Annotated in this window: 22 protein-coding genes and 2 pseudogenes; 9 read left to right on the forward strand and 15 right to left on the reverse strand. The window is 35.4% G+C overall.

Annotated features, from left to right (window positions below):
• Positions 1-99 precede the first annotated feature (99 nt).
• On the forward strand, positions 100-1,218 hold the full coding sequence (locus ACTSKG_RS09815; RefSeq protein WP_464754423.1) for a methionine biosynthesis PLP-dependent protein: 1,119 nt from the start codon (positions 100-102) through the stop codon (positions 1,216-1,218).
• Entirely contained in the window at positions 1,218-2,405 is a 1,188-nt protein-coding gene (gene metC / locus ACTSKG_RS09820; protein ID WP_464754424.1) for a cystathionine beta-lyase, read from the forward strand. The genes ACTSKG_RS09815 and metC overlap by 1 nt, the downstream gene beginning before the upstream one ends.
• A 257-nt stretch (positions 2,406-2,662) precedes the next feature.
• Here metC and ACTSKG_RS09825 read toward each other — a convergent pair whose 3' ends face one another.
• Genes ACTSKG_RS09825 through ACTSKG_RS09835 form a run of 3 tightly spaced genes read right to left on the reverse strand, consistent with a single transcriptional unit; the run spans position 2,663 to position 5,944 of the window.
• Positions 2,663-3,262, reverse strand: coding sequence for a class D sortase (locus ACTSKG_RS09825; RefSeq protein WP_464754425.1), 600 nt, complete (start codon positions 3,260-3,262; stop codon positions 2,663-2,665).
• 15 nt (positions 3,263-3,277) lie between these two features.
• A complete protein-coding gene (locus tag ACTSKG_RS09830; protein ID WP_464754426.1) occupies positions 3,278-4,858 on the reverse strand; it encodes a hypothetical protein in 1,581 nt (526 codons plus the stop codon).
• A 30-nt stretch (positions 4,859-4,888) separates the two neighbouring features.
• Positions 4,889-5,944: a hypothetical protein gene (locus ACTSKG_RS09835; RefSeq protein WP_464754428.1), complete on the reverse strand. Its 1,056-nt coding sequence runs from the start codon at positions 5,942-5,944 to the stop codon at positions 4,889-4,891.
• 235 nt (positions 5,945-6,179) lie between these two features.
• Here ACTSKG_RS09835 and ACTSKG_RS09840 point away from each other — a divergent pair, with 235 nt between their 5' ends.
• Positions 6,180-6,485 (forward strand): hypothetical protein, encoded by a 306-nt coding sequence (locus tag ACTSKG_RS09840; RefSeq protein WP_464754430.1) that lies wholly within the window; start codon positions 6,180-6,182, stop codon positions 6,483-6,485.
• Between the two features lie 61 nt (positions 6,486-6,546).
• On the opposite strand, the gene ACTSKG_RS09845 is transcribed toward ACTSKG_RS09840, so the two are convergent.
• The 6 genes and pseudogenes from ACTSKG_RS09845 to ACTSKG_RS09870 all read right to left on the reverse strand — a co-directional run bounded on the left by ACTSKG_RS09845 (position 6,547) and on the right by ACTSKG_RS09870 (position 10,312).
• Entirely contained in the window at positions 6,547-6,894 is a 348-nt protein-coding gene (locus ACTSKG_RS09845; RefSeq protein ID WP_464754431.1) for a DUF3147 family protein, read from the reverse strand.
• Positions 6,882-7,304: a MarR family winged helix-turn-helix transcriptional regulator gene (locus ACTSKG_RS09850; RefSeq protein ID WP_464754433.1), complete on the reverse strand. Its 423-nt coding sequence runs from the start codon at positions 7,302-7,304 to the stop codon at positions 6,882-6,884. The genes ACTSKG_RS09845 and ACTSKG_RS09850 overlap by 13 nt, the downstream gene beginning before the upstream one ends.
• A 143-nt stretch (positions 7,305-7,447) precedes the next feature.
• On the reverse strand, positions 7,448-8,596 hold the full coding sequence (locus ACTSKG_RS09855) for an acyl-CoA dehydrogenase family protein (RefSeq protein WP_464754436.1): 1,149 nt from the start codon (positions 8,594-8,596) through the stop codon (positions 7,448-7,450).
• Positions 8,597-8,608: 12 nt separating this feature from the next.
• Positions 8,609-8,873 (reverse strand): annotated as a pseudogene (locus tag ACTSKG_RS09860) (steroid 3-ketoacyl-CoA thiolase); the annotation flags it as partial.
• A gap of 214 nt (positions 8,874-9,087) precedes the next feature.
• Positions 9,088-9,357 (reverse strand): annotated as a pseudogene (locus tag ACTSKG_RS09865) (NADPH-dependent oxidoreductase); the annotation flags it as partial.
• Positions 9,358-9,520: 163 nt separating this feature from the next.
• Positions 9,521-10,312, reverse strand: a complete 792-nt coding sequence (locus ACTSKG_RS09870) for a DUF2935 domain-containing protein (protein WP_464754438.1) — start codon at positions 10,310-10,312, stop codon at positions 9,521-9,523.
• Between the two features lie 170 nt (positions 10,313-10,482).
• Here ACTSKG_RS09870 and ACTSKG_RS09875 point away from each other — a divergent pair, with 170 nt between their 5' ends.
• The 4 genes from ACTSKG_RS09875 to ACTSKG_RS09890 all read left to right on the forward strand — a co-directional run bounded on the left by ACTSKG_RS09875 (position 10,483) and on the right by ACTSKG_RS09890 (position 12,620).
• A complete protein-coding gene (locus tag ACTSKG_RS09875; RefSeq protein ID WP_464754440.1) occupies positions 10,483-10,701 on the forward strand; it encodes a spore coat associated protein CotJA in 219 nt (72 codons plus the stop codon).
• A complete protein-coding gene (locus ACTSKG_RS09880) occupies positions 10,698-10,964 on the forward strand; it encodes a spore coat protein CotJB (protein ID WP_464754442.1) in 267 nt (88 codons plus the stop codon). The genes ACTSKG_RS09875 and ACTSKG_RS09880 overlap by 4 nt, the downstream gene beginning before the upstream one ends.
• A 15-nt stretch (positions 10,965-10,979) precedes the next feature.
• On the forward strand, positions 10,980-11,549 hold the full coding sequence (locus ACTSKG_RS09885) for a manganese catalase family protein (protein WP_464754444.1): 570 nt from the start codon (positions 10,980-10,982) through the stop codon (positions 11,547-11,549).
• Between the two features lie 327 nt (positions 11,550-11,876).
• Positions 11,877-12,620, forward strand: a complete 744-nt coding sequence (locus tag ACTSKG_RS09890; protein ID WP_464754445.1) for a polysaccharide deacetylase family protein — start codon at positions 11,877-11,879, stop codon at positions 12,618-12,620.
• 50 nt (positions 12,621-12,670) lie between these two features.
• Here the strand turns inward: ACTSKG_RS09890 and ACTSKG_RS09895 are convergent, their stop codons facing one another.
• The 4 genes from ACTSKG_RS09895 to dacB all read right to left on the reverse strand — a co-directional run bounded on the left by ACTSKG_RS09895 (position 12,671) and on the right by dacB (position 19,415).
• Positions 12,671-14,410: a methyl-accepting chemotaxis protein gene (locus ACTSKG_RS09895; RefSeq protein WP_464754447.1), complete on the reverse strand. Its 1,740-nt coding sequence runs from the start codon at positions 14,408-14,410 to the stop codon at positions 12,671-12,673.
• Between the two features lie 631 nt (positions 14,411-15,041).
• Positions 15,042-17,135, reverse strand: a complete 2,094-nt coding sequence (locus tag ACTSKG_RS09900; RefSeq protein WP_464754449.1) for an MMPL family transporter — start codon at positions 17,133-17,135, stop codon at positions 15,042-15,044.
• Between the two features lie 98 nt (positions 17,136-17,233).
• Complete coding sequence (locus tag ACTSKG_RS09905; RefSeq protein ID WP_464754451.1) at positions 17,234-17,809, reverse strand: TetR/AcrR family transcriptional regulator; 576 nt, start codon at positions 17,807-17,809, stop codon at positions 17,234-17,236.
• Positions 17,810-17,930: 121 nt separating this feature from the next.
• Positions 17,931-19,415 (reverse strand): D-alanyl-D-alanine carboxypeptidase/D-alanyl-D-alanine endopeptidase, encoded by a 1,485-nt coding sequence (gene dacB / locus ACTSKG_RS09910; RefSeq protein WP_464754453.1) that lies wholly within the window; start codon positions 19,413-19,415, stop codon positions 17,931-17,933.
• 168 nt (positions 19,416-19,583) lie between these two features.
• Here dacB and ACTSKG_RS09915 point away from each other — a divergent pair, with 168 nt between their 5' ends.
• Positions 19,584-20,399 carry a DUF2785 domain-containing protein gene (locus ACTSKG_RS09915; protein ID WP_464754455.1) on the forward strand — a complete coding sequence of 272 codons (816 nt, stop codon included), beginning with the start codon at positions 19,584-19,586 and terminating at the stop codon, positions 20,397-20,399.
• Positions 20,400-20,442: 43 nt separating this feature from the next.
• Here the strand turns inward: ACTSKG_RS09915 and ACTSKG_RS09920 are convergent, their stop codons facing one another.
• Together ACTSKG_RS09920 and ACTSKG_RS09925 are read right to left on the reverse strand one after the other, a co-directional pair.
• Positions 20,443-21,693 carry an erythromycin esterase family protein gene (locus ACTSKG_RS09920; RefSeq protein ID WP_464758009.1) on the reverse strand — a complete coding sequence of 417 codons (1,251 nt, stop codon included), beginning with the start codon at positions 21,691-21,693 and terminating at the stop codon, positions 20,443-20,445.
• Positions 21,694-21,871: 178 nt separating this feature from the next.
• A complete protein-coding gene (locus tag ACTSKG_RS09925; RefSeq protein WP_464754457.1) occupies positions 21,872-22,603 on the reverse strand; it encodes a class I SAM-dependent DNA methyltransferase in 732 nt (243 codons plus the stop codon).
• Positions 22,604-23,340: 737 nt separating this feature from the next.
• Between ACTSKG_RS09925 and ACTSKG_RS09930 the strand changes: the two genes are divergently transcribed.
• On the forward strand, positions 23,341-24,018 hold the full coding sequence (locus tag ACTSKG_RS09930; protein ID WP_464754459.1) for a TVP38/TMEM64 family protein: 678 nt from the start codon (positions 23,341-23,343) through the stop codon (positions 24,016-24,018).
• Positions 24,019-24,030: the final 12 nt, after the last annotated feature.

The raw sequence follows: 24,030 nt of genomic DNA on the forward strand, positions 1-24,030 counted from the left end.
TTGAGGATTCTCTTCTTATTAGAGAATCCTCTTTTTATTTGGGAAGTTTCAGTCCCTGTACGCTTGCGTAATTATTTTAATAGAAGAGGATGAATCTGTATGTCAAAAAATAGTTTAGAAACCCAATTAGCTCAATTAGGAAACCACAGCGATTCGATAACAGGTGCCGTTAACCCGCCAATTTATTTGTCAACTGCTTACATCCATGGTGGTATTGGCCAATCAACAGGATATGATTACACTCGTACTAAAAATCCTACCCGCGCTATTTTAGAAGAAGGTATCGCTAAATTAGAAAGTGGAGATGCAGGTTTTGCCTGTAGCTCTGGTATGGCTGCAATTCAATTAGTATTATCTCTTTTCCGATCTGGTGACGAATTGATTGCTCCAGAAGACCTTTACGGGGGAACGTACCGACTATTTAATCAGTACTCAGTTTCTTACAATATTCATACTACATATGCGAAATTTTCATCCGTAGATGAAGTAAAATCACTTATTACCAAGAACACAAAAGCAATCTTTATTGAAACACCGACAAATCCTTTAATGCAGGAGATCGATATTCAGAAATATGCGGAATTAGCTAAAGAGCATCGATTACTATTAATTGTGGATAATACTTTTTTAACTCCTTACTTTCAACGCCCTATTGAGCTTGGTGCACATATCGTCATTCATAGTGGAACCAAATATATTGGAGGTCATAATGACGTGCTTGCTGGTCTTGTTATAGCAAAAGGGACAGAATTAAGTGAAAAATTATATGCAAATCATAATGCATCTGGCGCAGTGCTTTCCCCATTCGATTCATGGCTACTAATCAGAGGATTAAAGACACTTCATTTACGAATGAACCAGCACGATATAAATGCGAAAAAGATAGTAGAATTTTTGCAAAACGAATCTGCAGTAAAGAATGTATTATATCCCGGAAAAGGCGGTATGCTTTCATTTCGATTACAAAAAAGCGAGTGGGTAGGGCCTTTCCTTGAAAAACTCCAATTAATTGTTTTCGCAGAAAGTCTTGGTGGAGTGGAAAGTTTCATTACATATCCCTCTACTCAAACGCATGCAGATATACCGGAAGAAGAGCGCATAGCCCGTGGTGTAGATAATAGCCTTTTACGTTTCTCAGTTGGTGTTGAAGAAGTCGAGGACTTAATTGCAGACTTGAGACAAGTATTTAATGAACTAGAAAGTGATGTGAGTGAATAATGATCTATTCTAACGAACAGCTAGAGACTAGTTTAATAACAGCTTCCACGAGAGGTTGGTCAGCGAGTAAAATTGGTGCAGTCAATGTTCCTATTTACTTATCTTCTACTTTCCATCAAGGAAATTTTGACGAATTTGGACCATATGATTATAGCCGTTCTGGTAATCCAACAAGAGATGCTTTAGAACGAACTATTGCAGAACTTGAAGACGGAACTCGCGGATTAGCATTTGCTTCCGGCATTGCAGCAATTTCTTCTGCTTTCATGCTTTTATCATCAGGTGATCATATTGTCATTACAGAAGATGTATATGATGGAACTTTTCGATTTGTAACAGAAGTATTGCCCCGTTTTGGAATTGAACATACTTTTGCTGATTTTACAGATGTAAAATCCGTTTCAAATGCCATTCGTTCAAATACTAAATTGATTTATATTGAAACACCATCAAATCCATGTCTTGGAATTACTGATATCGCCAGCATTGTAGCGCTTGCTAAAGCGAATGATTGTCTTACTTTTTTGGACAACACTTTCATGACTCCACTTTATCAACGTCCACTTAATATTGGTGTAGATGTAGTACTACATAGTGCTACCAAGTTTTTATCAGGACATAGTGATATTATCGCAGGTCTTGCTGTAACGAAAGATGAAGAACTAGGAAAACGATTAGCCTACATTCAAAACTCGTTCGGAGCAGTTTTAGGTGCTCAAGATTCCTTTTCATTAATTCAAGGTATCAAAACGTTAGGCGTACGACTTGAAAAATCCTCAGAATCTGCACAGAAAATTGCTACCTATTTAACGCAACATTCCTTAGTAGAAGAAGTTTTTTATCCCGGTTTATCTACACATCCTGGTTGCGAAATTCATGTGAAGCAAGCGAAAAGCCCCGGAGCTGTTCTTTCGTTCCGATTACCTAATCGGGCAGTTGCCAAAGCATTTGTAGAAAGCGTAAAAATACCTGTTTTTGCTGTAAGTCTTGGTGGTGTTGAATCCATCCTATCCCACCCTGCCCAAATGTCACATGCAGCAATGCCGAAAAAAGAACGTGAAAAACGGGGAATTACTGATGGACTACTTCGATTCTCCGTCGGATTAGAGAATGTGGATGATTTGATTGCTGATTTCGACCAAGCTCTTACAATAGCAGAGAAACAAACTTTCCTAAGCCAGCATTAGCATTCTGAAATCTATTAATGGAAAAGAAATTGGCTATAATATGCCATAAATTAGGAATGATGTTAAGGGATAAGTGTATTTCAATGAGAGCAATAAATAGTTTTGGAATTGTTATATATTAAAAGTTGTTAAATGATGGAGCGAGACCAAACTTTGCATCGGAGACCAATTCTATCCTACCCGAAACTAATATCAATAAAAAGTGTGCTCCTCATGAAAGAGTGCACACTTTTTCTTTTCGATTTCCAAAATTCCAATTAATTCTCCACTTTTTTCGCTTGTATGACGAGACGAAACTTATTGGACCTTTTTGGATAGCATGTGACTAAAGAGAGCAAAGAAATTCCCTTTTGTCTTTCTAAAATATCTACATTCTCTGGTTTTACTATTTGAATATTAAATACTTCAAATTGCAAAGTAGTAGTTCTTTTCTCCAATTCAAAGCGATCCCCTATTTGAAGCTCGTTTAACCGATTAAAAAATTGGCCGAAAATATGAGATTGATGGCCTGCGATAGCGGCACTTCCATTTAGTTTCCCTGGTTCATCGAGTCCTGCAATCATACCTAATGCTCGATTTAAATTTTCAGGAGTTGCACCTTCTAGAACTGGTGATTCCAATTGGATAGAGGGAATCTTTAAGATACCTACAACTTCAGTGCTTGATTTTTTCAGTTGTTCCACTTCGACTGAGTTTGCTCCGACATACATTTTTTCACTAGCTGCTTCTGTTTTAATGGATGTAAAGGAGTCCATTAATTCTTTTTGATTTTGCTCATTTCCTATTACTCCATAACTTACGATAAAGAAAATGAGCAACCCTATTCCAATCAGCGAATTGCCTACGTATTTTTTCATTTAAGTAGGCCCCCTTTACGCAAATTTACGTATAGTTACTCCACCCACAAGTAGACATACCGCTAATAGTAACAGCATTATACTATTGAGAAATCCACCTGTTTTCGGTAATGAAGATCCGGTGAAAATTCCAGTATTACTTAATGAATTATTTCCAGATAGACCATTTGAGTTAGCACTGAAACCAACTAAACTATTTTCTTCTTCCGTAGCGCCTACTTCGTTAGTAGTTTCGTCGAAAGTTCCAGTTTTTCCATCATTGGTAGAGTCATTCATATCATCTGTTCCTTGATTCCCTTCGGTGCTCCCTTCTTTATTGTCATCAACCGCCACTGGCCCTTCATTGTTATTTCCTTCTGAAGTTTCATCCGTGCTTTCATCGGGATCATTGTTTGGAGTACTTGGGTTTATTATTGGTGGGGCGGTTAAGTATGATTCTCGTGGAAGAATATTTATACCCACGCTCCCCAATACATTATCTAGTCCTAGAGAAATCGTTTTGTCTTTTTCAGTAGTACCTCCGCTATCTGTGTAACCTTTATTAGTCAATACATCCGCATCAAGCCTACCTATTACATCAGAAATAACGTCTAATTGGAGAACACCTTTCGAAAAGGATTTTGCCTTCTCACTACTCTGACTGTGACGATCTAATATGCCAAGATGAACTTCATTTAGTACCGGTAATTCATTACTTACTAATTCGATAACACCGCTATCATATTTTGTAAAATATCCTTCTTTAATGGATTCTGACAATAAAACATTTATAGCTGTATTACCTAACACTTGATCCGCTAGTTCTGCACCAACAACAGATGATTTATGTTTTTCGAAAGCATCATTTTTCATATTGTTGTTCTCTAGAACATTAAGTTCCAAACCGTCTAAGATAGCATTCTTGGTAGAAAATGCATTCTCAAGTCCTATAGTGAGGAGTTTCGAATTATCAACATATTCCTCATTTGCTTCTTTCTTTTCGCTTTCAAGAATTCCCACATGTAAAGTACCAAGAACAGGTAAATCAGTGATTTTTGCATGTACTCCCTGGTCCTCATGAGAAGAAGTTGTCCCTTCTTGAACCTGTTCCTGTTTTAGTACTCCGATCTCTACATCTTTGACTATTGCTAAATTTTCAAGCTCGATTTCTACAACAGCTTCTTTACTAATTTTTTCTGTGTCTGTCAATGTTTCTTGCTGGTTCATCATATCTACATTGACTTCATCAACTATTAACGAATCTTCTGTAACCATATCAACTAACGCTTTTTCACTTGCAGTCTTAGTTTCAGATTGTGAAAGTACGCTTACTTCCGTATCACCAATTTCTTCATCAATCACAGATGCAGTTACTAGTGCTTCCTTCTTTTCCCCTTCATTTGGAATTTTAATATTAATACTTTCTATTCCAAGTAAATTGTTCACTTCAACGTCCACAATATCAGCCTTATCTGGATTATTATCCAATAGATTCACTTCAATTTGTAATGGAAGATGGGAACCATTACCTTCTGCCGTTACAAAAGATGGTGCTAGAAATAGCATTGTCAAAAAACCAAGAACGGTACAAGTAACATTTTTGCTAATAGTTTTCATTATTTTCTCTCCTTTTTCTTATGATTTTAATCACATATGAAAAAGGAGTGCTTCTGGTGGTTTCCTCAGTGGTGTATGAATCCACTGGATAATTGCATAGCTATTTTTGTGATACCATTTCTTTCTTGCCAATTCTTTTAACATTTCATGAGAAGTCAACAATACAATCGGCATGTCGCCTCCCAAAAGAAAAGACACTCCACTTAATGTTACATTGGAACTTCCAGGAGTAACTGCACTACTTGTAACTACTGCCGTTTGATCCGGTCCTACTGGAAATGTTGTATTAGCAACATTTATCATTTTTTTTGCTTCTACTAATTTTATGAAAGTATTTATTATCTCATTGGTCTTTACCGCATCATTGGAAATATTAACTTCTGAATTTACTGCGTTTTTCTTGGTCAACTTTTCCAGTTTTCTCTCTATCTCAGGTGATTCTGTATTTTCAAAATGAGCTTCAGTCACTTTTGATGCCTTATTATTCTCCCCATCGGGATTCTTTATATGTGAGAAAGTAGGCTCTGATTCAACTAAATATACATTGTTCGATTGTTTCGTTGGAGTCGGTGTTAAAGGAAGTTTCGTGATATTTATTTCTTCAGAAAGAGTATTGTCTAGTTTCTTCTCTTTTACTTTTTCTGCTATATCAATTACAGCTTTGCCTCCCGTATTAACTGTTTTTTGTACCTCCGTAGTTACTTTTCCCACTCTTTTTACAGTTACTTTCAATTCAGAAGTTACAATAGGTACTTTAGGTAGGTTTTCTACTGACTCCTCTACTACATTGACTAAGTTGTTAACGGTGGTATCCGTTGTATTGCTCACTTCTGAAACCACGTGCTCGATAAATGGAATATTTTGCTCTTCAACTTCTGTTACAGGATTTAAACTAGATTGTGAGGGAATAGTTTGATTTATATTCGTTTTAACAGTATCAACAACTTCTTCTGTTGCACTAACAAGTTGAATAATAGTCTCACCTAACAATCCCCGATTACGATCCTTCTCTTCTCCCTTCACTTGAAAAGGAAGCGCCACCAAAAAAATAGTACTAACTATACATGCAATAAAACCTTTCTTCACTTTTTCACCTCCTGTCCATCTATAAATTTTATTTTATTACTTCTATTATCCTATTTTTCTGAATATTAAACTTATTTAACATAGAACTACTTCTCGTCAGTTTCGATCATCAAGTGTTTTAGTGTTGAAATTTTCTTTTAAATTTTTTAAATGTTTTGTTTTGTTTTGTTTTGTTTTGTTTTGTTCTTCAAGGGGAAATAAGGATAGTGAGTAACAATCAAAGGAGGACTACATAATGACAAATCGACAGTATGAACACTCAACAGACGATGTAGTAAAAGAAAATGGAGAATATACTTGCGAAGCTGGAATTACGAAAAAATTATATGAGGGTGATAAATTCCCTTCTTGTCCTGAATCGGAAGTGGCTACTTATTGGAAACATGCAGAAGGACATCATCATAATTCCGGCGAAAAGGTACCCGAATCCGGAAAATATAAGGATAAAGATGGAGATGTAATAGAATTAGAAGCGGGAGCATTATTCCCTAATTGCCCTAAGTCTGGTAATCCAACAACATGGAAACACGATGGAAACTAACACTCACATAGAAAGGTAGGCTCTAGTTAAAATAGACGTGAGCCCGCCTTTACTTTTTTCTCTAAAAGAAATTCCTAACATAGGTAACCGCATAATCTTGTGCAAATAAAAAAATTAACCATCCACAAGTCCCTAATATAATCGATACAAATAGATGAACAGAATTTTGTAATGCGAAATAAATGACTAGTAACATTACAGCTGTAGCTGGAAATCCCCAAAGTACCCCTAATGCAAATTTGCTTAACACCACCGTTTTTTCTCCTTGGACAAATAACCATATAATACTGAGTAGACTTACTAAAGGAAGTGCAGCAATAACTCCACCATAAGACGGAAATCTTCTCGCAACTTCTGTCACAATTCCTATAATAATAGCTGAAATTGCTATCTTCATTAATACATACATTTCTTCGCACCCTCACTTAATAATTCTAATGCCTTTTCTACGATTACTATTTCTTGATCTGATAATTGATCTAACACTGTTTTCAGTTTATTTTCATCTAGACTCGTATTCCTATGTAATATGTTTTTTCCCGATTCCGTTAAACATATAATCACTTTTCTTTGGTCCTCTGGATTCTTTTCTTTAAAGATATATTTTTTAGCCAATAATCTTTTCATATGTTCCGATGCAGTGTTATGTGAAATATGTAAATAGGAAGCCACTTCATTCACTCCAACGTATTGTTTTTTTTCAATAAGCTGAAGTATTCGTACAGCTTGATGGGTTATTTTATCCTCATGTGGGTAATGTAAATTAAAATAAATATCTGTCCAATAATGATTTAGTTTACCTATTAATTGTTCATTCATAGTGCACTCTCCTTTATGTTTTCATTATATCGTATAATACGATATAAATTCAAAAAATTAATCGTAGTTTCGATTTTGTAACAAAAAGACCCCTTTTCCATGTCTTTTAGACAACGAAAAGAGGTCTTACTCTATTTATTCACTTACAATCCTAAATTTTTCGCAATAATCACTTTCATAATTTCATTTGTTCCAGCATATATGGATGCGACGGGAATGTCTCTATATCTTCTGGCAATTTTGTACTCTTCCATATAACCGTATCCACCATGTAATTGCATACACTCTATGGAAACTTCACGAGCAGTTTCTGTCAGCCAATACTTTGCCATCGACACTTTCGTGACAACATCCTTCCCACTAAGATGGTCTTCAATAAGTGACTCAAGAAATGATTTTCCAAGCTCTACTTTTGTCGCCATTTCCGCAATTTTAAATTGTGTATTTTGAAAAGTTGATATGGACTTCCCAAAAGCTTTACGAGATTTTGCATATTCTATTGTTGTTTCAAGCATATCCTCTGATGCAATTTGCGCTGCAAGAGCAACAACTAGTCTTTCTTGTTGCAACTTTTCCATTAAATAACCGAAGCCATGTCCTTCTTCCCCTATTAAATTTGAAGCATGAACACGACAATCTTCAAAATATAATTCTGCTGTGTCTTGAGCATGGAGTCCAACTTTGTCGAGCTTTCTTCCCTTAGTAAAACCAGGTGTACCTTCCTCAACCATTATTAAACTAATTCCTTTATGCTTTGGTTTTATACTCGAATCCGTTTTTACGACAACGAGAAATAGATTTCCATTAATACCATTTGTAATGAATGTCTTTTGGCCATTCACCACATAATAATCACCATCGCGGATAGCGGTCGCTTTAATATTGGCTAAATCAGAACCGGTACCTGGTTCCGTCATCGCAATTGCTGTGATGGTATGGCCAGTCACACAATTTGGGAGCCACCTATGCTTCTGTTCTTTTGAGCAAAACGATTCAATATACGGTACGACAATATCATTGTGCAAGCTAACCCCAACTAAACTAGTACCTACTCTTTCTAATTCTTCAGAAATAATAACATTAAAACTAAAATCTAAACCCAAACCGCCATACTTCTCTTCTACCTGAGGACAAAGGAATCCCATATCCGCAAGCTTCTTCCAAAAAGAAATAGGAATGATCCTTTCTTTTTCCCATGTATGATAATATGGCACTGCTTCTTTTTGAAGAAATTTCCGAAGCGAATCTCGAAACATCTCATGCTCATCTGTTTCAAATCTATACCTTCCCAATGTATATCACTCCTATTCTATTCGTTCAATTATAGTAGCGCACGCCATACCCATTACTTCACATATAGCAAGTAGTCCATATCGACCTCCTGTAAGTTCTAGTCTAATCATCATCGTAACTAGTAATTTCCTTCCGGTTGCACCCAGTGGATGACCAAGTGCAATTGCTCCCCCATCTGGATTCAGCTTTTCCGGATCAGCTCCTATTTCTCTTAGCCCAGGCAAGCGGTACTTTTGCAAATGCTTCATTTACTTCATATGTGTTTATATCAGCAATTATAATTTGCAAATATTCCTTTTCTACGTCCTACCGCTGTTCGATTATATATCCACCACTAAGTAATTATCCTCTCTGGACAGGTCATTTACTGACCTAATTCTTCTTCTAACCTTGATTTTCCTTCTTCAAGAAAAACATCTCCCTCTAAAATCAATGCAAAAAAATGCCTAGATGAACAAAAATTCACCTTGGCATATTCTTATAATTATATTTAAATTTTATTAACTGATTGTTGTTTTAATGCTCCGCCCCAAGCTTTAAGCATAGCCTTTGCATTTGCTGCATGATATTCAGCTGGTTAGAAAACGCTCATATTTTCAAAATCAGTCATAAGGGAGAATGTTAAAGCAGTTCGTACGTCCGCCACCGAAAGCTCTCCGAAGATTAAACGTAGATTTTCATGTGCTTTAGTACCAACTAGGCTACCGCATCCTACAATACCAGCTACTTTATTTGCAACTTCGGGTTTTAAGTAAATCAAGTGCATTTGCGTTTTGCTGCAAAGTCCATCCAGTTAGTAACCTCTTCCGCATTTCGTCTTTGATGTATTCATGATTATTAGCTAGCCACTATGCTTCACATTTAAAATATATTTTAAATACCTGAATTAATTGTAGTAAGGTTTAATTGAAGGTTATAATCATTTACCTTATTTTTTGTAAATAATACGTTTCCTCTCTTGCCATATGATCAGCCATTAAAGGGGTAAAGGTCCCTAACGCTTCCTTTTTAATTCTCATTTCTTCCAATTCCTTTAAAAATACTTTAAAAATCACCATTTCCAATTCAATATCTTCATGGAATTTATCTAATGCTGGAAATCTCTCTACATTCGCACGTAAAAAACCCGCTAGTTCAACTGCTTTTAAATAGAAATCTTCCCAGTCTTTCATAAATTGCTGTCCTTTGTCTTTCAGTTTTTTTTCTACTCTGTCTAAATCTGCATCAATAGCACCCGCATGGCCCGCCGCATCTAGCAGCCAAAGCAAATCATGATGTAAAGGGTGTATTACTGGAACTTCTTGCCCTTGCTCTAAGTAGGTAAACACTCGGATAGCCTCTTCCACTTCGTTCACCATATGACTGATAAAGGATGGTGGTAAGGATATTTTAATATCTCCAATTAAATGATCTTTTATAAGATACAATTTAAACACACGAATTTCTTCACTTGCTATTTTTGCCCGCTGGACTAGCAAGATAAGTTCATCTGTATTTAATGGCTGTTTTGAAGTCATTAATAATTGATCAAAAAGATTAGTAAAAGAACTTGCAGCTTCAATCTTTTCCGTTTCACTAGGAGCTAATGAATCATGAATAAATCTTCCGTGATCTCCTAACACTTGTAACCAAAAATGAAGTTCATACAATGCGGATTCCTGAAATGTTTTTTCCAGTAAAACCCCTCCTTTTCTCTCACTAAAATATATATGCATCCACCTTTAAATTTGTGAAATGGAATAGGCGATTGTATTATACATTTGAATTGTATTGGGCTTTATTTATCAGCTAACATTTTTTTATTTCAATTTATATTATTCCAGTCTGTCCACTTGGTCTCATTTGTGCCCATCCTTCATAGGATAGTCTGAAGGAGTGATTTCAATTGGATCCATCATTGTATCGAGGAAGTTATAAACCTTTTGTATCACCATTGGACCCTTGCCCACCTATTCTAGTGAAGCCTTTTGTTTTACCACCTCAACTCTTTACAAATTTTCAAGCTCCAGGCCTACCGCAAAATTCTCCTGAAGAAGCACTATGGCAAGGTTCTCTTTGGCCACAATTTGTGGATGGATTTTTCCGAGAGGAAGGAATTTCATGAATGCATATGAAGAAAGATTAGACTTGTTAAAAAAAGTACAACAAATGGACTTTGTAGTAGTTGAGTTAACTTTATACACAGATACTCACCAAGATGATTTAGATGCTTTGGAACAATGGAGAGAAGCAATAAAAGAGGCTGCAAGGGTACGAAAACATTATGAAAGCAAATTTGGACCTTTATCATTAATGTCTGCCCCCTCCAAACAAGCAATAGATGTAGGCTGGCGCTGGAATCAATCGCCATGGCCATGGCAACTATGAGAAAGGAGAAATGCAATGTGGGTTTATGAAAAAAAACTGCTCTATCCGGTAGAAGTAACCACTTGTAATCCGATGCTCGCGAGATACATTATGGAACAATACGGTGGTGCGGACGGAGAACTAGCTGCTGCCCTACGATATATGAATCAACGCTACACTGTTCCTGATAAAGTAATTGGCCTTCTTACAGACATATCGACAGAAGAATTCTCTCATCTAGAAATGCTCGCTACAATGATTTATAAGTTAACAAAAGATGCTACACCAGAACAATTACAAAAAGCAGGTTTAGGAGCCCATTTTGTCAACCATGGTCATTCCCTCTTCTATGAAAATGCTAGTGGTGTTCCTTTTACCACCACATATATTCAGTCAAAAGGAGATCCGATCGCCGATCTTTACGAGGATATAGCAGCTGAAGAAAAAGCACGTGCAACCTATCAATGGTTAATAGACATCTCAGATGACCCTGGTATAAACGATGCATTAAGATTTTTAAGAGAAAGAGAAAATATTCACTCCCTCCGATTCCGCGAAGCAGTCGAGCTACTAAAAGACGAAAGGGACCGCAAAAAAATCTTCTAAACGAACCCCAAAAAATAATCCATAAAAAAATCGCATAAACATTACAATAGTGTTACTGGTGCCTGGCACCAGTAACACTATTGTAATAAAAAACGCTTGGTAAGGTGATTATTCCCTATACCGAGCGTTCTTTATTTTTTGGTACATAATTACTCCATTTAAAACTATAAGTACGATACGAGCTTAAAATAATTTTATCCTTAAAAAAACTTTTTTAAAAATAGTATTTGTATATTTTATTGCTCATCAGTGAACAATAACTTCTAAGTTAAAAAGTAAAAAAAAGCCTTCCGCCAAAATAGTAAGGCCAGGGGGAATCAGTCATTCATGAAGTCTTTAAGTATAAAAATTGGAGTATTTCTTATCATATTTTTTTGTATAGCCTACGCTTCTTCTGCAATGGATAGAGGGAGACCTTATTACGAAAAGAAGGGATATGTTCTTTGGGGTATTAAAACGGAGGAAAAAGTCATTGCTCTTACATTCGATGATGGGCCACATTCCGTCTACACTAGGCAAATACTGGATTTACTTGAAGAATACGAGGCAAAAGCTACGTTCTTTGTCATCGGTGAGAGAGCATTAACCTATCCAGACCTCATTCTTCAAATAGGCCATGGCGGCCACGAATTAGCTAACCACACTTATACCCACCCTTATAAAATTACACCTGAAGAGCTCAAAGAGGAATTAAAAAAGACTAATGAAATAATCCACGATATTACCGGTACTTATCCGTTATATTACCGCCCTGTAGGGGGAACATATAATGATCGCATTATTAATACTGCAGTACAAAATGGATACAAAGTAATAATGTGGTCGTGGCATCAAGATACAGAAGATTGGAAAACACCAGGAGTTAAAAAAATCGTATCAAAAGTATTATCTGGGGCTAAACCAGGTGATATCGTATTATTTCATGATGCAGGCGGCGATCGTTCACAAACAGTTAAAGCACTAGAAGAGATTCTTCCAGAACTTAAAAAGCAAGGATACAAATTTGTAACAGTATCCGAACTTTTAGAAATAAATAATATGAACATAAAAAATAGTAGAATAAACCATTAGCTGGTCTAAACTACTATTTTTTAACGCTAACTATATAAAAAGATGGATACCTATTTAAAACGATGAATTAATTCACTTAAGGAGTGTGCTACTTTTTGAAGGTCGCCACTCATTTCTTCCAATGAACCCATTGCAATTGTTTGATCTTCTGTTGAGCTTGCTACTTCCATTGTTTGATTAGTAGCATCACTCGCAAACCCTTTAATATTTTCAAATGCCGCAAGAATTTCCTCAGAACCCGCTGACATTTCTTCCGTAATAGCAGAGGTATCTTGAATCTCTAAATTTATTTGACTAATTGTACTTACAACATGCTCAAGCATTTCTCCAATTTTTTGGACTGCTTCTGTTCCTTCTGTAACTTTGGTAGATGTTGCAATCATCACATGACTAACATCATTAGTAATCTGTTCAAAGTTATCAATAAGTGTTCTAATTTCTTCTGCTGAATTCCTGGATTGTTCAGCTAATTTCTTTACTTCATCTGCTACTACTGCAAACCCTTTTCCTGACTCACCTGCACGCGCTGCTTCAATTGCAGCATTTAGTGCAAGTAAATTGGTTTGTTCAGCTATGCCCGTCATAACATTTGTTATTTCCTGAATTTGTTTGGATTGGCTACCTAGCTCCTCCACTTTTCCTCCAGTTTGATGGACCATTTTTTGAACATCTTTGATTTGCTCCACGACTTTCTTCGATTCTTCATGACCATCTCTAATAAAGATGGTTACGTCATTGGATGTATTAGACATTTCATTTCCAGAGTCAGCAATTTTTTGAATTCCTATGGACATCTGTTCTAGTGCAGTAACGGATTCTTCACTATGATGTAATGACTTTGCACTTCCTGCCGCCAATTCTGCCATACTTTTATTAATTATACGATTAGTATCCATTGTTTTTTCAATGGTCTCAAAGAGTTGAGTTGATGATAATAAAACTTGTGAAGAATGAGTATTCATCACATTCATGACCGAGCTCAATTGCTCATGAGAAGCAATAAACGATTTTGCCAATGCAGATATTTCATTTTCTGAGCGAAACTTAATTCCACTAACTTTTTTGGCAGCTAAACTCCATTTCCCTTCTGCAAAGTCTCCCAAAGCATCACTCACAACAGTCAGAGGAGCCAATGTTCGTTTTGTATATATATAAAATATGGTTGTAAGAACAAGAATAATGACAAGAAATATTACCGCAACAAGCGGGATAGTAGTTTTAAGAAGATTGCTCTGAATTCCTGCGACGTTTTCAGCGTCGATATCAACCGCCAAAATTCCTACAATATCTCCTTTACTATCTCTAATTGGAGAAAACGCAGATAAGTATCTCCCAAACTCAGGATCATTAATAACTTTTGTACTAACCGAATTACCTTTTAAAACGGAACTCACATCTTCAAATGTTGTTCCTGTCGTTTTTTGTCCAATAGTTGCTGCACCTTCTGCTCCTTTTGGATAACCATCGATCATTATTTCAACCGAATTTGCATCTGCTTTTAACGTATATAGATAAAGTACACCTGTGCTATCCAATGCATTAACAAACTGATTTCTTAACTCCCAATATGTATCACTTTCCACTGGTTCATCCATAAACCTCTTATAATTATCTCCATCTACTTTGCTAGCCAAATAATCTGCAGTTGTTACCGCTTGACTTCTAATTGAGTCTTCAACCGTTCTAAGTGTGCTAAAAGTAAACAATGCGGAAACTGCTACAAACAAACATAACATGACAATAATAAGTATTAATGACATCTTTGTACTTAATGATTTTCTCCTCATCATACTAACCCTTCTCTCTAAAAATTCCCCACAATAACTCATCAAATAAATATCTACAGTTTATTATCGGCATATATTATATATTTTTTGAGTTATCAAAATAAAATATTTTTTTAACTTTAACTAGTTACACATAAGAATAGCGCAAGCGTCCTTTAAGTGTTTCTTGTCTTCTCTAATTCCAGAGTACTTTGGACGTAACATTGGCTACACTATTACCGGTGGATTTTGAGGATTTGGAAGTAACTACGTCCCATCCAAATCTCATTTTCAGTCATCTTTTGGCGAATGTTTGTCCGTCGCTCTCTTGGAATTTGTGAGGACATGGTGCGTTCGGTATAGATAATGAAAGATAATATCCTGTCCTACTCTTTTAAATGCGAACGAAGATACAATTTCGTTCGCGACTCGCTACTTTATTGGTATATACTACCTATTTTTTCTCTGGTTCCGCTTGTCCTATAGATAAGCTTGCCCCACTTGCAAGCGTCCGCCTGCAGCAGAAATTACCCTGGTCATCGCATTCCAATTCATATATATTCTCTTAAAATAAGTTACGGGTGCCAGGCACCCGTAACACTTCTGTAACAAAATAGCATGGTACTGGGTTTTTACCCTGGTACCATGCTATTTCTTACTTTTTATCTTTTTCAAATAGGACGATTAAGGAAGGTAGTAGTATCCCTCGAATTAAGAATGTATCTAGGATAATCCCTACCGCTACGATGAATCCAAACACAAACAGTAATTGGATTGGTTGTGTCATAAGTACTGCAAAGGTTGCTGCAAGTAAAATACCTGCTGACGAAATAACCCCACCCGTATTAGCAACCGCAATTTGAACCGCTTCTTTTACAGTGTGCTTTTTACGCTCCTCCAAAAATCTAGAGATTAATATAATATTATAATCAATTCCAAGTGCTACTAAGAAAACAAATGAATACAGTGGTACTCGATTACTTATCGTATCGATGTCAAATAATAAATTAGTTAAGAACATGCCAAGTCCAACTGCTGCTAAGAAAGATAGTAAAATCGTTCCCATCATGTATATTGGCATTTTAAGAGACTTCGTTAAAAAAATTAGCATAATAAAAATTAATATTGTTTCCAACAAAACTATCACGATTAAATCACGATCATTTACCGATCGATCATCCACTTTCGTCGCTGTTTCACCTGCAAAGTAAAGTTTTCCTTTTATATTACTTTCTTGCATAATGTTTTCCGCGTTCTCAACTATATTCTCTAATGCATTCATGGATTCAACCGAATAAGGATTTTCTTCAAAAGTTAATTGATATTGAATAGCATGAACGTCTTCTGAAATTCCTGCTACACGAACTCTATTTACTAAAGCTTGTTTAGAAAGCTTTTCCATTAAATTCTCTTGTTCCTCAGGTGTTATTTCATTCGTTGATTCAAATAGAATCGTCGTTGGAGCTAAATCCCCTTTTTCAAACTTCGCTTCAATGACTTCATATCCTACTCGAGAAGGCATGTCGCTTGGGAAAGATTTGATTGTATCAAATTCATATTTCATATTGAACATATTGAAAGCAGATAGTACTAGAATGACTAATATTGATAGTGCTGCAACAATAGGTTTATTAACAACAAATGTACCAATTTTACTCCACAGCGTATTTGTTTTTATTTCTATATCTCCAAATTTCGGAACTTTTGGCCAAAATGATTTTCTGCCGAAAAGTGTAAACAATGCAGGTACTAACGTAATCGATGCAATCATAACAACAAACATGGTCGTGCCGAATATTGGAGCAAAGTTTCGATAATCACCAAACTTTGAAAAAAACAGGACGAGCATCGCTGCAAGTACGGTTCCGCCTGCATAAAATACAGGTATTCCTGTTTCACGCATCGCCCACTTCATTGCATCATATTTACTTTCATAGTTCTTCAGTTCTTCCCGATATCGAGAAAAAACAAATAACGAATAATCAATAGTTGCAGCAAATAATAAAATAGACATGATGGATGTAGACTGAGTCGCTAATTCTAATCCACCTTTTCCAAACAGACCAAGAATTTGGTTGACTACTTCATATACAAATGCCGTTGCTAACAACGGAATTAATGCTAATAGCGGAGAACGATAAATTACGATTAATAAAATCAACACAATTCCAACTGTAGATAACAGCAATACAATATCTGCTCTTGAAAATAAATTTAATGTATCTACAGCAATTCCCGCTGGACCCGTCATATAAATAGTCATTTTTGTTTGATCTTGGACAATTGTTTTTACCTTCTCTATACCTGCTTCTAGATCTTTTGTATCTAAGGAAGGATCAAAACTTAGCGGAATCACGGCTGTCTTTTTATCTTCTGAGAAAAAGCCAGCAAGAGCTTGCGGTGGAAGACTACTAAAAGGTATCATCTCTTTTAATCCCTGAATATTAGCATCTCTCACTTTATCTAAAGCCTCACCAAGGAGTTCTGTATTTATTTCTCTGTTGTCCGATTGAAGAACGAGAATACCTGGAATATTTTCTGCATCTTTAAAGTGTTCATCTATCTTCTGTTGAGCAATGACAGATTGGGCATCTGCTGGTAAGGAAGCAACACCTGATACTTTGTATTCACTTGCGCTAGGTGCAAACAGCGCTAACAATATAGTAATGGCTACCCATACCCCTAGTGTAATCCACATTCCTTTTTTGGAAGTTACAAAATCTGTTACAAGGCGAATAATCTTCTGCATAATTCACTCTCCTTATTTTTTAAGTGACACTATTGTCACTTTGAACAAAAAAACATAACTGTCTCTTATATTATGTTCAAAAGTGACAGTTATGTCAATTACTCAATCTGGAACATTCCATGACATAATATTTCTTTTATAGAAGCAATCCATTCCTCCTTTGGAATACCGAAATGGTTGGGTATAGCAATTGTTTGAAATATCATTCCTAATATAATTGCTGTAGGTAAATGACTTTTAATCTTTTTTTCTTCTCTACCCAAATCGATTAAACCTTGGAATTGCTTATACATATCCACATGGTATTCGCCTAATTTCAATTTGTTTCCTTCTACTCTTTTTGTCGTGTTGGATGGAATTTGATTTATTATCTCCATTACTTGATGAATATTATTATGTTGGAAAATGAAATCAATCAATAAATCAAATTGAGTTTGAAAATCACCTTCTTTATTGAGTGCATTAATTTCAGTTAGGAAACGATTCATCTCGTACATTAAAAACTCAGAAATTAATTCATCTTTATTTTCGTAATATTTATATATGCTACCTCTCGATACATTTAGAATGGCAGCCAAACGACTGAAGGTAAAAGATTCATACCCTTCATTAACAATCATTGCTTTGGTTGCATTGAATAATTCCTCGTCTGTAAACTTTCTTTCCCTTCCCACTGCGCTCACCTCACTAATTACTTAAGTATAGTACATGCAAACAAATACTTAAACTATCCTTAACAAGCTAAAAATTACAAAAGTGTTACGGGTGCCTGGCACCCGAAACACTCCTGTAATATTACTTGAAATTTGTGATGGCTGTTGCGATTTGGTCGATGACTGGAATAGTGCTCGTTTTTGCATTTTCCGTTAATATCGTAAAAATAAGCGTTTCTCCATCTTTTGTTTTTGCATAACCGGCAAGTGATTTTATATTTTCTAAACTACCTGTTTTAGCTATAATATTCCCTTTTGCTGGAGCCATTTTCAATCTATTTCTTAGTGTTCCTCCTATAAATCGATCAGATTCACCAGCTATTGGAAGGCTTTTCATATACGTGTTATACCAAGGTTCAAAACGGACAACATATAGTAGTTGAGATAATTGATTTGAAGTAGTTTTGTTGGAATAGGACATTCCTGATGCATCTTCAAAATTCCAATAATCGCTATCTAGCCCTATAGCATCTGCATAATCCCGCATCACTTTAAGGCCTGCATCCCAACTCCCTTCTCCGTATTTAACTTTACCCATCTCTTTTGCTAACATTTCCGCATGAGTATTGTTACTTAACTTCATAAAAGGAATAATTAATTCTTTTAGCGGCATAGATTTTCTAGACAATAGTACATGCGCCTTTTCTGGAGTTTTACCTTGAACAACTTTCGAGGAAGTGGCAAACGTAATTCCTTTTTCCGTTAATGATTTTTTAAAAACATCGAGTGCATAGAGAGTTGGATTAGTTACAGAAATCCATTCTTTTGTGCCCAAAGTTCCTATCGGTGAATTCCCTGATACAACAACCTTATTCGTTCCAACTTGCCGAGTTATTTTCAACGTGTTTTTGTTGCCTTTGGGAACTGTTTTAGAATTATTGACTACTTGTAATACACTGGTTATAGGAGTTAACGTTACCTTCGTAGCTTTTCCATTTACTGAAGGTATCGCTTCAACGATAACAGAGCCAGCATCAAAATCATCATTTGGTGAAAGTGTCAATGCAGATATCGGTGCAGCGTAATAGTAAGGCTCATCCTCTGCTAAAATACCAGCAGACAAACGAACCGAGTCAAACCATGTATCATCCCCGACTAAATTTCCTGATACACGTTTTACTCCTTGCTTCACTAATCCTTCTGCAAAATTATCGAACTGTGATTTCAAAAGAGTTGGGTCCCCTTGACCTCTTAGATACAAATTACCATTTAATGTTCCATTTTTCACTTTCCCATTTGTTAAAACAGATGTAGAAAAACGATAATTTTCACCTAGCGTATCTAAGGCAGCTGCTCCAGTTAATAATTTTAGTGAGGATGCTGGAGTAATCTCTTTATCTGCATAATGCTGATACACTACTTCCCCAGTAGAGGCTTTTCGAATAGTCACACTGGTAGAGGCATTCCTCATTCTACTATCCATCATAATATTATTTATCGTATTTTTTAAGTTCGAATAGGAAGCAGCAGCTTCAACGCTAGAATCAACTGTTACAGGTATAAACAGTGCTCCACTTACCATAAAAATAGTAACTATAATTACTAAAAATTTGCGCCAAAATTTCACTTTATACCTCCCATATTACAAAATTAATTAATACTAGTTTAACACGAAATTATTAGATAATACTGTCACTTTAGACAAATTTACAATTTATAACCCAAATTTTAGTTGACCTTTCTTAATTTTTCTTTCATCATTAATACCAATAAATTCATTTTAAGGGAGAAAAATATGTCCAATTTCAAAGACATTCTACAAAGCATTATTTCAGGAGACTTGAAAATTGTTTCATCGGAAGTTTTGAATGAAATGATGATAAATATCGGTTCTACAGACCCAATATTGAGGGATAAACTTATTTACAGCGCTTTTTGGACATTAGTAACAGGAGATCATCTCAGTGAAGAGCAATTGGAATACATAATAAACACACTACTAGAGAACAACTTATTAAAATTAGATTTAAATACTTCCATGAGTGATTCTGTATTCACTCGGTCGTTTACTACACTTTTTTATGCCGCAATATTAGAATACGATTCTACTAAACAAATAATTAGTAAAGATTTAGTACGAAAAGTTATTGATGCAACTCATGAATATATGGGAAAAGAATCAGACTTACGGGGATATGTAGAGAAAAAGGGATGGGCTCATGCTGTTGCACATGGCGCTGACTTATTAGATTCCATTATTAAACATCCAAATGCAACCGAAGATGATGCCGTAAAGATTTTGCACCATATCGAACGTTTTCTTACCATTGCTCATGGCTATCAAGATGATGAAGAAGAACGGTTGGCTCGTGCATTTGTAACACTAACTAAATATCACCTCAGTGAAGATTTCATAGTATCTTGGCTAAAACAATTAGAACAGTTACTTGCAGATAATCGTGCTGCTTCAAATGGTGATTTACAACCGTATTATGCTCAACTAGCATTTAAGAATTTCTTGAAATCCTCTTACTTTTTACTAGAAAAAGAAGCCATTCAGAATAGGATGAAGGAAACAATAAAACGTTTAGTTGTTCAAATGATTTATTAACAATTAAGGCTGCTCCAACATAATTTGAGCAGCCTTTACATTTTTATTCGTCTGTTCCTAAAGGTGAAAGCGCTTTTGTTTGATCGATATAAATAAAAGCATCGTATCGCGACGCTATTTTAGAGGGTACATAATTGCCATATGCTTCATAATCAGGATGATATACGACCCCAATTGCGCGATGACCAATCAACTCATTAAACATTGAACGATTTTTTTCATTAAAAATCAATAGCTTATCAAATGCCCCAGCAGCATATAATGCATCTTCCCAAGAGTCTTTTTTCGCAGGGGGTACATCCATCTGTTTATATGGAGCATCCCATTCATTCGCCGCGATAACAGTACCTCTATGCGTTCCAAATCCAACAGCAAAAACATCTTCAATTTTATTTTGCGATCGAAGAATTTGCCCGACATTCACCATACCTGAAGCAGCCATATCGGTTGCTGAAGCATCTCCTATATGCGTATTATGTTCCCAAATGATTATTTTCGTTTTTTTCCCATGGTAGTCCATTATTTCATTAATCGCCTCTACCATATGCTCATCTCGAATATTCCAGGACAACTCATCACTTCGAACCATTGCGCGATAATATTCTTCCGCATTCCTAGCAACCAGAGCATTTATTTTTAAATTTAAGTCTGCCTCTTTTATGTCACTATAATTTTCCTCTTTAGTACGAATGGTAGTCAGTAGTTTTGACACCTCATCTACACATGCTTCAGAAATGTTAATTGAAGAAATGGCATAAGTTTCGGGATGACGGTTATATGGTTCAAAACAAGAGAATGCTTTTTTAGCATACTCCAATTCAATTCCTTTTGGATTTGTATTACTTAAATATGTAATCACTTCATCTAAGGATTCCCACAAACTATATACATCGATTCCATAGAATCCAACTTTCTCTTTCGTCTCATTTTGTCCATTATGCATCTTTAACCATGTAATAAATTCTGCTATTTCTTCATTTGCCCACATCCAAGTCGGCCACCGCTTAAATGCTTTTAGCACTTCTTCCGCGTTGGTTTGTTCATCCGTGTAGCCTTTAATATATCTATTTATATGCTGCGTCGAAGGCCAATCTCCCTCCACACCAATAAGCGTAAATTCCTTTTCTTCTATTAAACGTTTTGATAATTCTGCACGAACTTTGTAAAACTCAGATGTGCCGTGACTCGCTTCCCCCAAAAGGACAATTTTAGCATCACCAATAGCTTCTATTAAGGTTGTTAAATCTTGTTTTGTTTTGAAAGGTTGAGCATACTTTTTTATAGATTCTTCCATTAAACTCAATGAAAACACTCCTTTTCAATACAGTTTGAGTATTTTTATCCTCATTCATTCAACAATCTCAAATAGATGTAAAAAAGTGATGTCCTGTTTTAAAAAGACTGTAGACAACTCATTTTATAGAGTTTGCCTACAGTCTGATGAAATGATTGTTAAAATCATAGCAATTTCTCTATTTCACACAAGAAAAAGCCAGGACAACGGGAATTCTTTGTCTTCTTTTGAATTCCTCTTCACTGCTAAAATGTTCACGTTTTGGGGTACCTTCCCGTAATTCTACTACTTGGAATCCCACCATTTTTAGAGCACTAAAATAGTGTTCTATTGTACGATGGTGCTTGACAACCACTTCATCTATCCATGGTTCGTTTCGTTCTCCTTCGATAAAATAATCATCCACTACCCAGTTTTCACGTCTTTCCCCTGATTGTTTACTAACAAAACTAGAAGTTGTAAGCGGGTGTTGAACACTAAAAACGAACTTACCATTTTCTTTTAATGCATTATACACATTCGTAAATAATTTTTGGACATCCTCTACGTAATGGATTGCAAAACGTGAGGTTACAATATCAAATTTATTTTTTGGAAAATGAAAAGTCTCCATTGTGTTTAAATGTATTGTTCCATTCATACCCGAGAGATGCTTTTTTGCTGCATCCACCATTTGTTTCGAACCTTCTACACCGTGGTAATACTTTGCACCTTTCACCAATAATTCCTTCCCAAAAGTGGCATCACCACAACCTAAATCTAGAACGTACTGTTCTTGAAAGTTTCCAATAAGTTCATACATAATTGGTCCTTCAATAGCGTTATTAGGACTGTCTTCCCTGCTCCTTCTTTTCATATAATTTGCAAAGAACTCCGATTGGTCATAAACACTTGATCCTCTATATTCCATTATTTTCCCTCTTTTCTTCTATACAAGTCCTTGCTCTATCCAAGAATTAATGCACCTCAAGTAGTCTTCATTCTTGTGTGTATCTTCGTCTTACACATCGTGTACCTGGAGTTAGGAAAAGTAATTTCTCATTCTGTTCCAAATACTTTATAATATCTTCAACAATATTTATGCAATCATCTACACATTGACTTCTCGGAGTACCTACTTTAATTTTCCCAAGCCGATCATATCTTCTCGCTCAATATACTTTTGGATAAGCAATGTAGATAACCATTTTTCACAGTTAATTTTATATTTGAATAAATTTCATAAATAGCATTTAATATTAAATAATTCCTAATTGATTGATTTATTGTTTGGAGCGACAGGCGGCGACTCAAGCGGGATGAGTGATACAGATGAGACTTATACGACGGTGATGGCTCATCGCTCCACCCGTAGCGTACGCCTATAGCGGAAATCATGTTAATTTGTGAAGAACGTTTCATGCTCTAAATTTGAATTTTAAAATAATCCTCTAGATTAAATACAAATATAATGACAAGATCAGATTTATTCTCTTGGAATTATCTAATATTAATTCGTCAAATCACTTTCCAAAATTTTATCAAGTTTAATTTTTCAATAATTGTTCTTTTCAATTTCATTTCGTTTTTTCCTTTCATATGCAATTTTATAGGATTGAATAAACAGCCTTGATATATAATAGTATAAATGGAAAGTACAGGTGACGCATGAAAAAAATTATAAACAATCTCACAAAGAAGCAATGGTTAATATGGGTTGGATTATTACTTTTCGTTCTGTTTATCTTATTAAATAAAGACCTAATTAAATTACTTTTCAACGGAGATTTAGATGCAGTTCAAATTTTTTTAAAGAAAAACATGGGGTATGCACTATTCTTTTTATTTTTAGTTATGTTAATTCAAAATTCTATTACCATATTTCCGTTAATACTTGTTATTACACTTAATATATCGTTGTTTGGTTTTATCAATGGGTTTTTATGGAGCTGGCTTACAAGCATTCTTGCCTCTATCATTGTCTATTGTTGTGTACGCTATATTTTTCAAGAAACAATTAAAGAAAAGTTTCATCCTAAGTTACTCGAAAAATTAGATGCTAATGGTTTTGCTTATGTATTCCAAGCGAGGATCTTCCCCTTTGTCCCAACAAGTTTGGTCAACATTTTAGCTGGGCTAAGTACCATCCGAATTCTTCCCTATTTGCTTGCAACTACAATTGGAAACTTTCTTTATTTTTTTGTGTTGTCTTTAATTCCCGCTGGTATATTTTTTGCCGACTGGAATGAATACGTTATTTGGATAATTATAGTGGTCGCGATCGTACTATATTATTTACTTAAAAAGAAAAAGAAATCTATTAAAAACATGGATACCGCAGATTAGCTGCAACTTTTA

The organism is Psychrobacillus syltrankelensis, assembly GCF_055454035.1.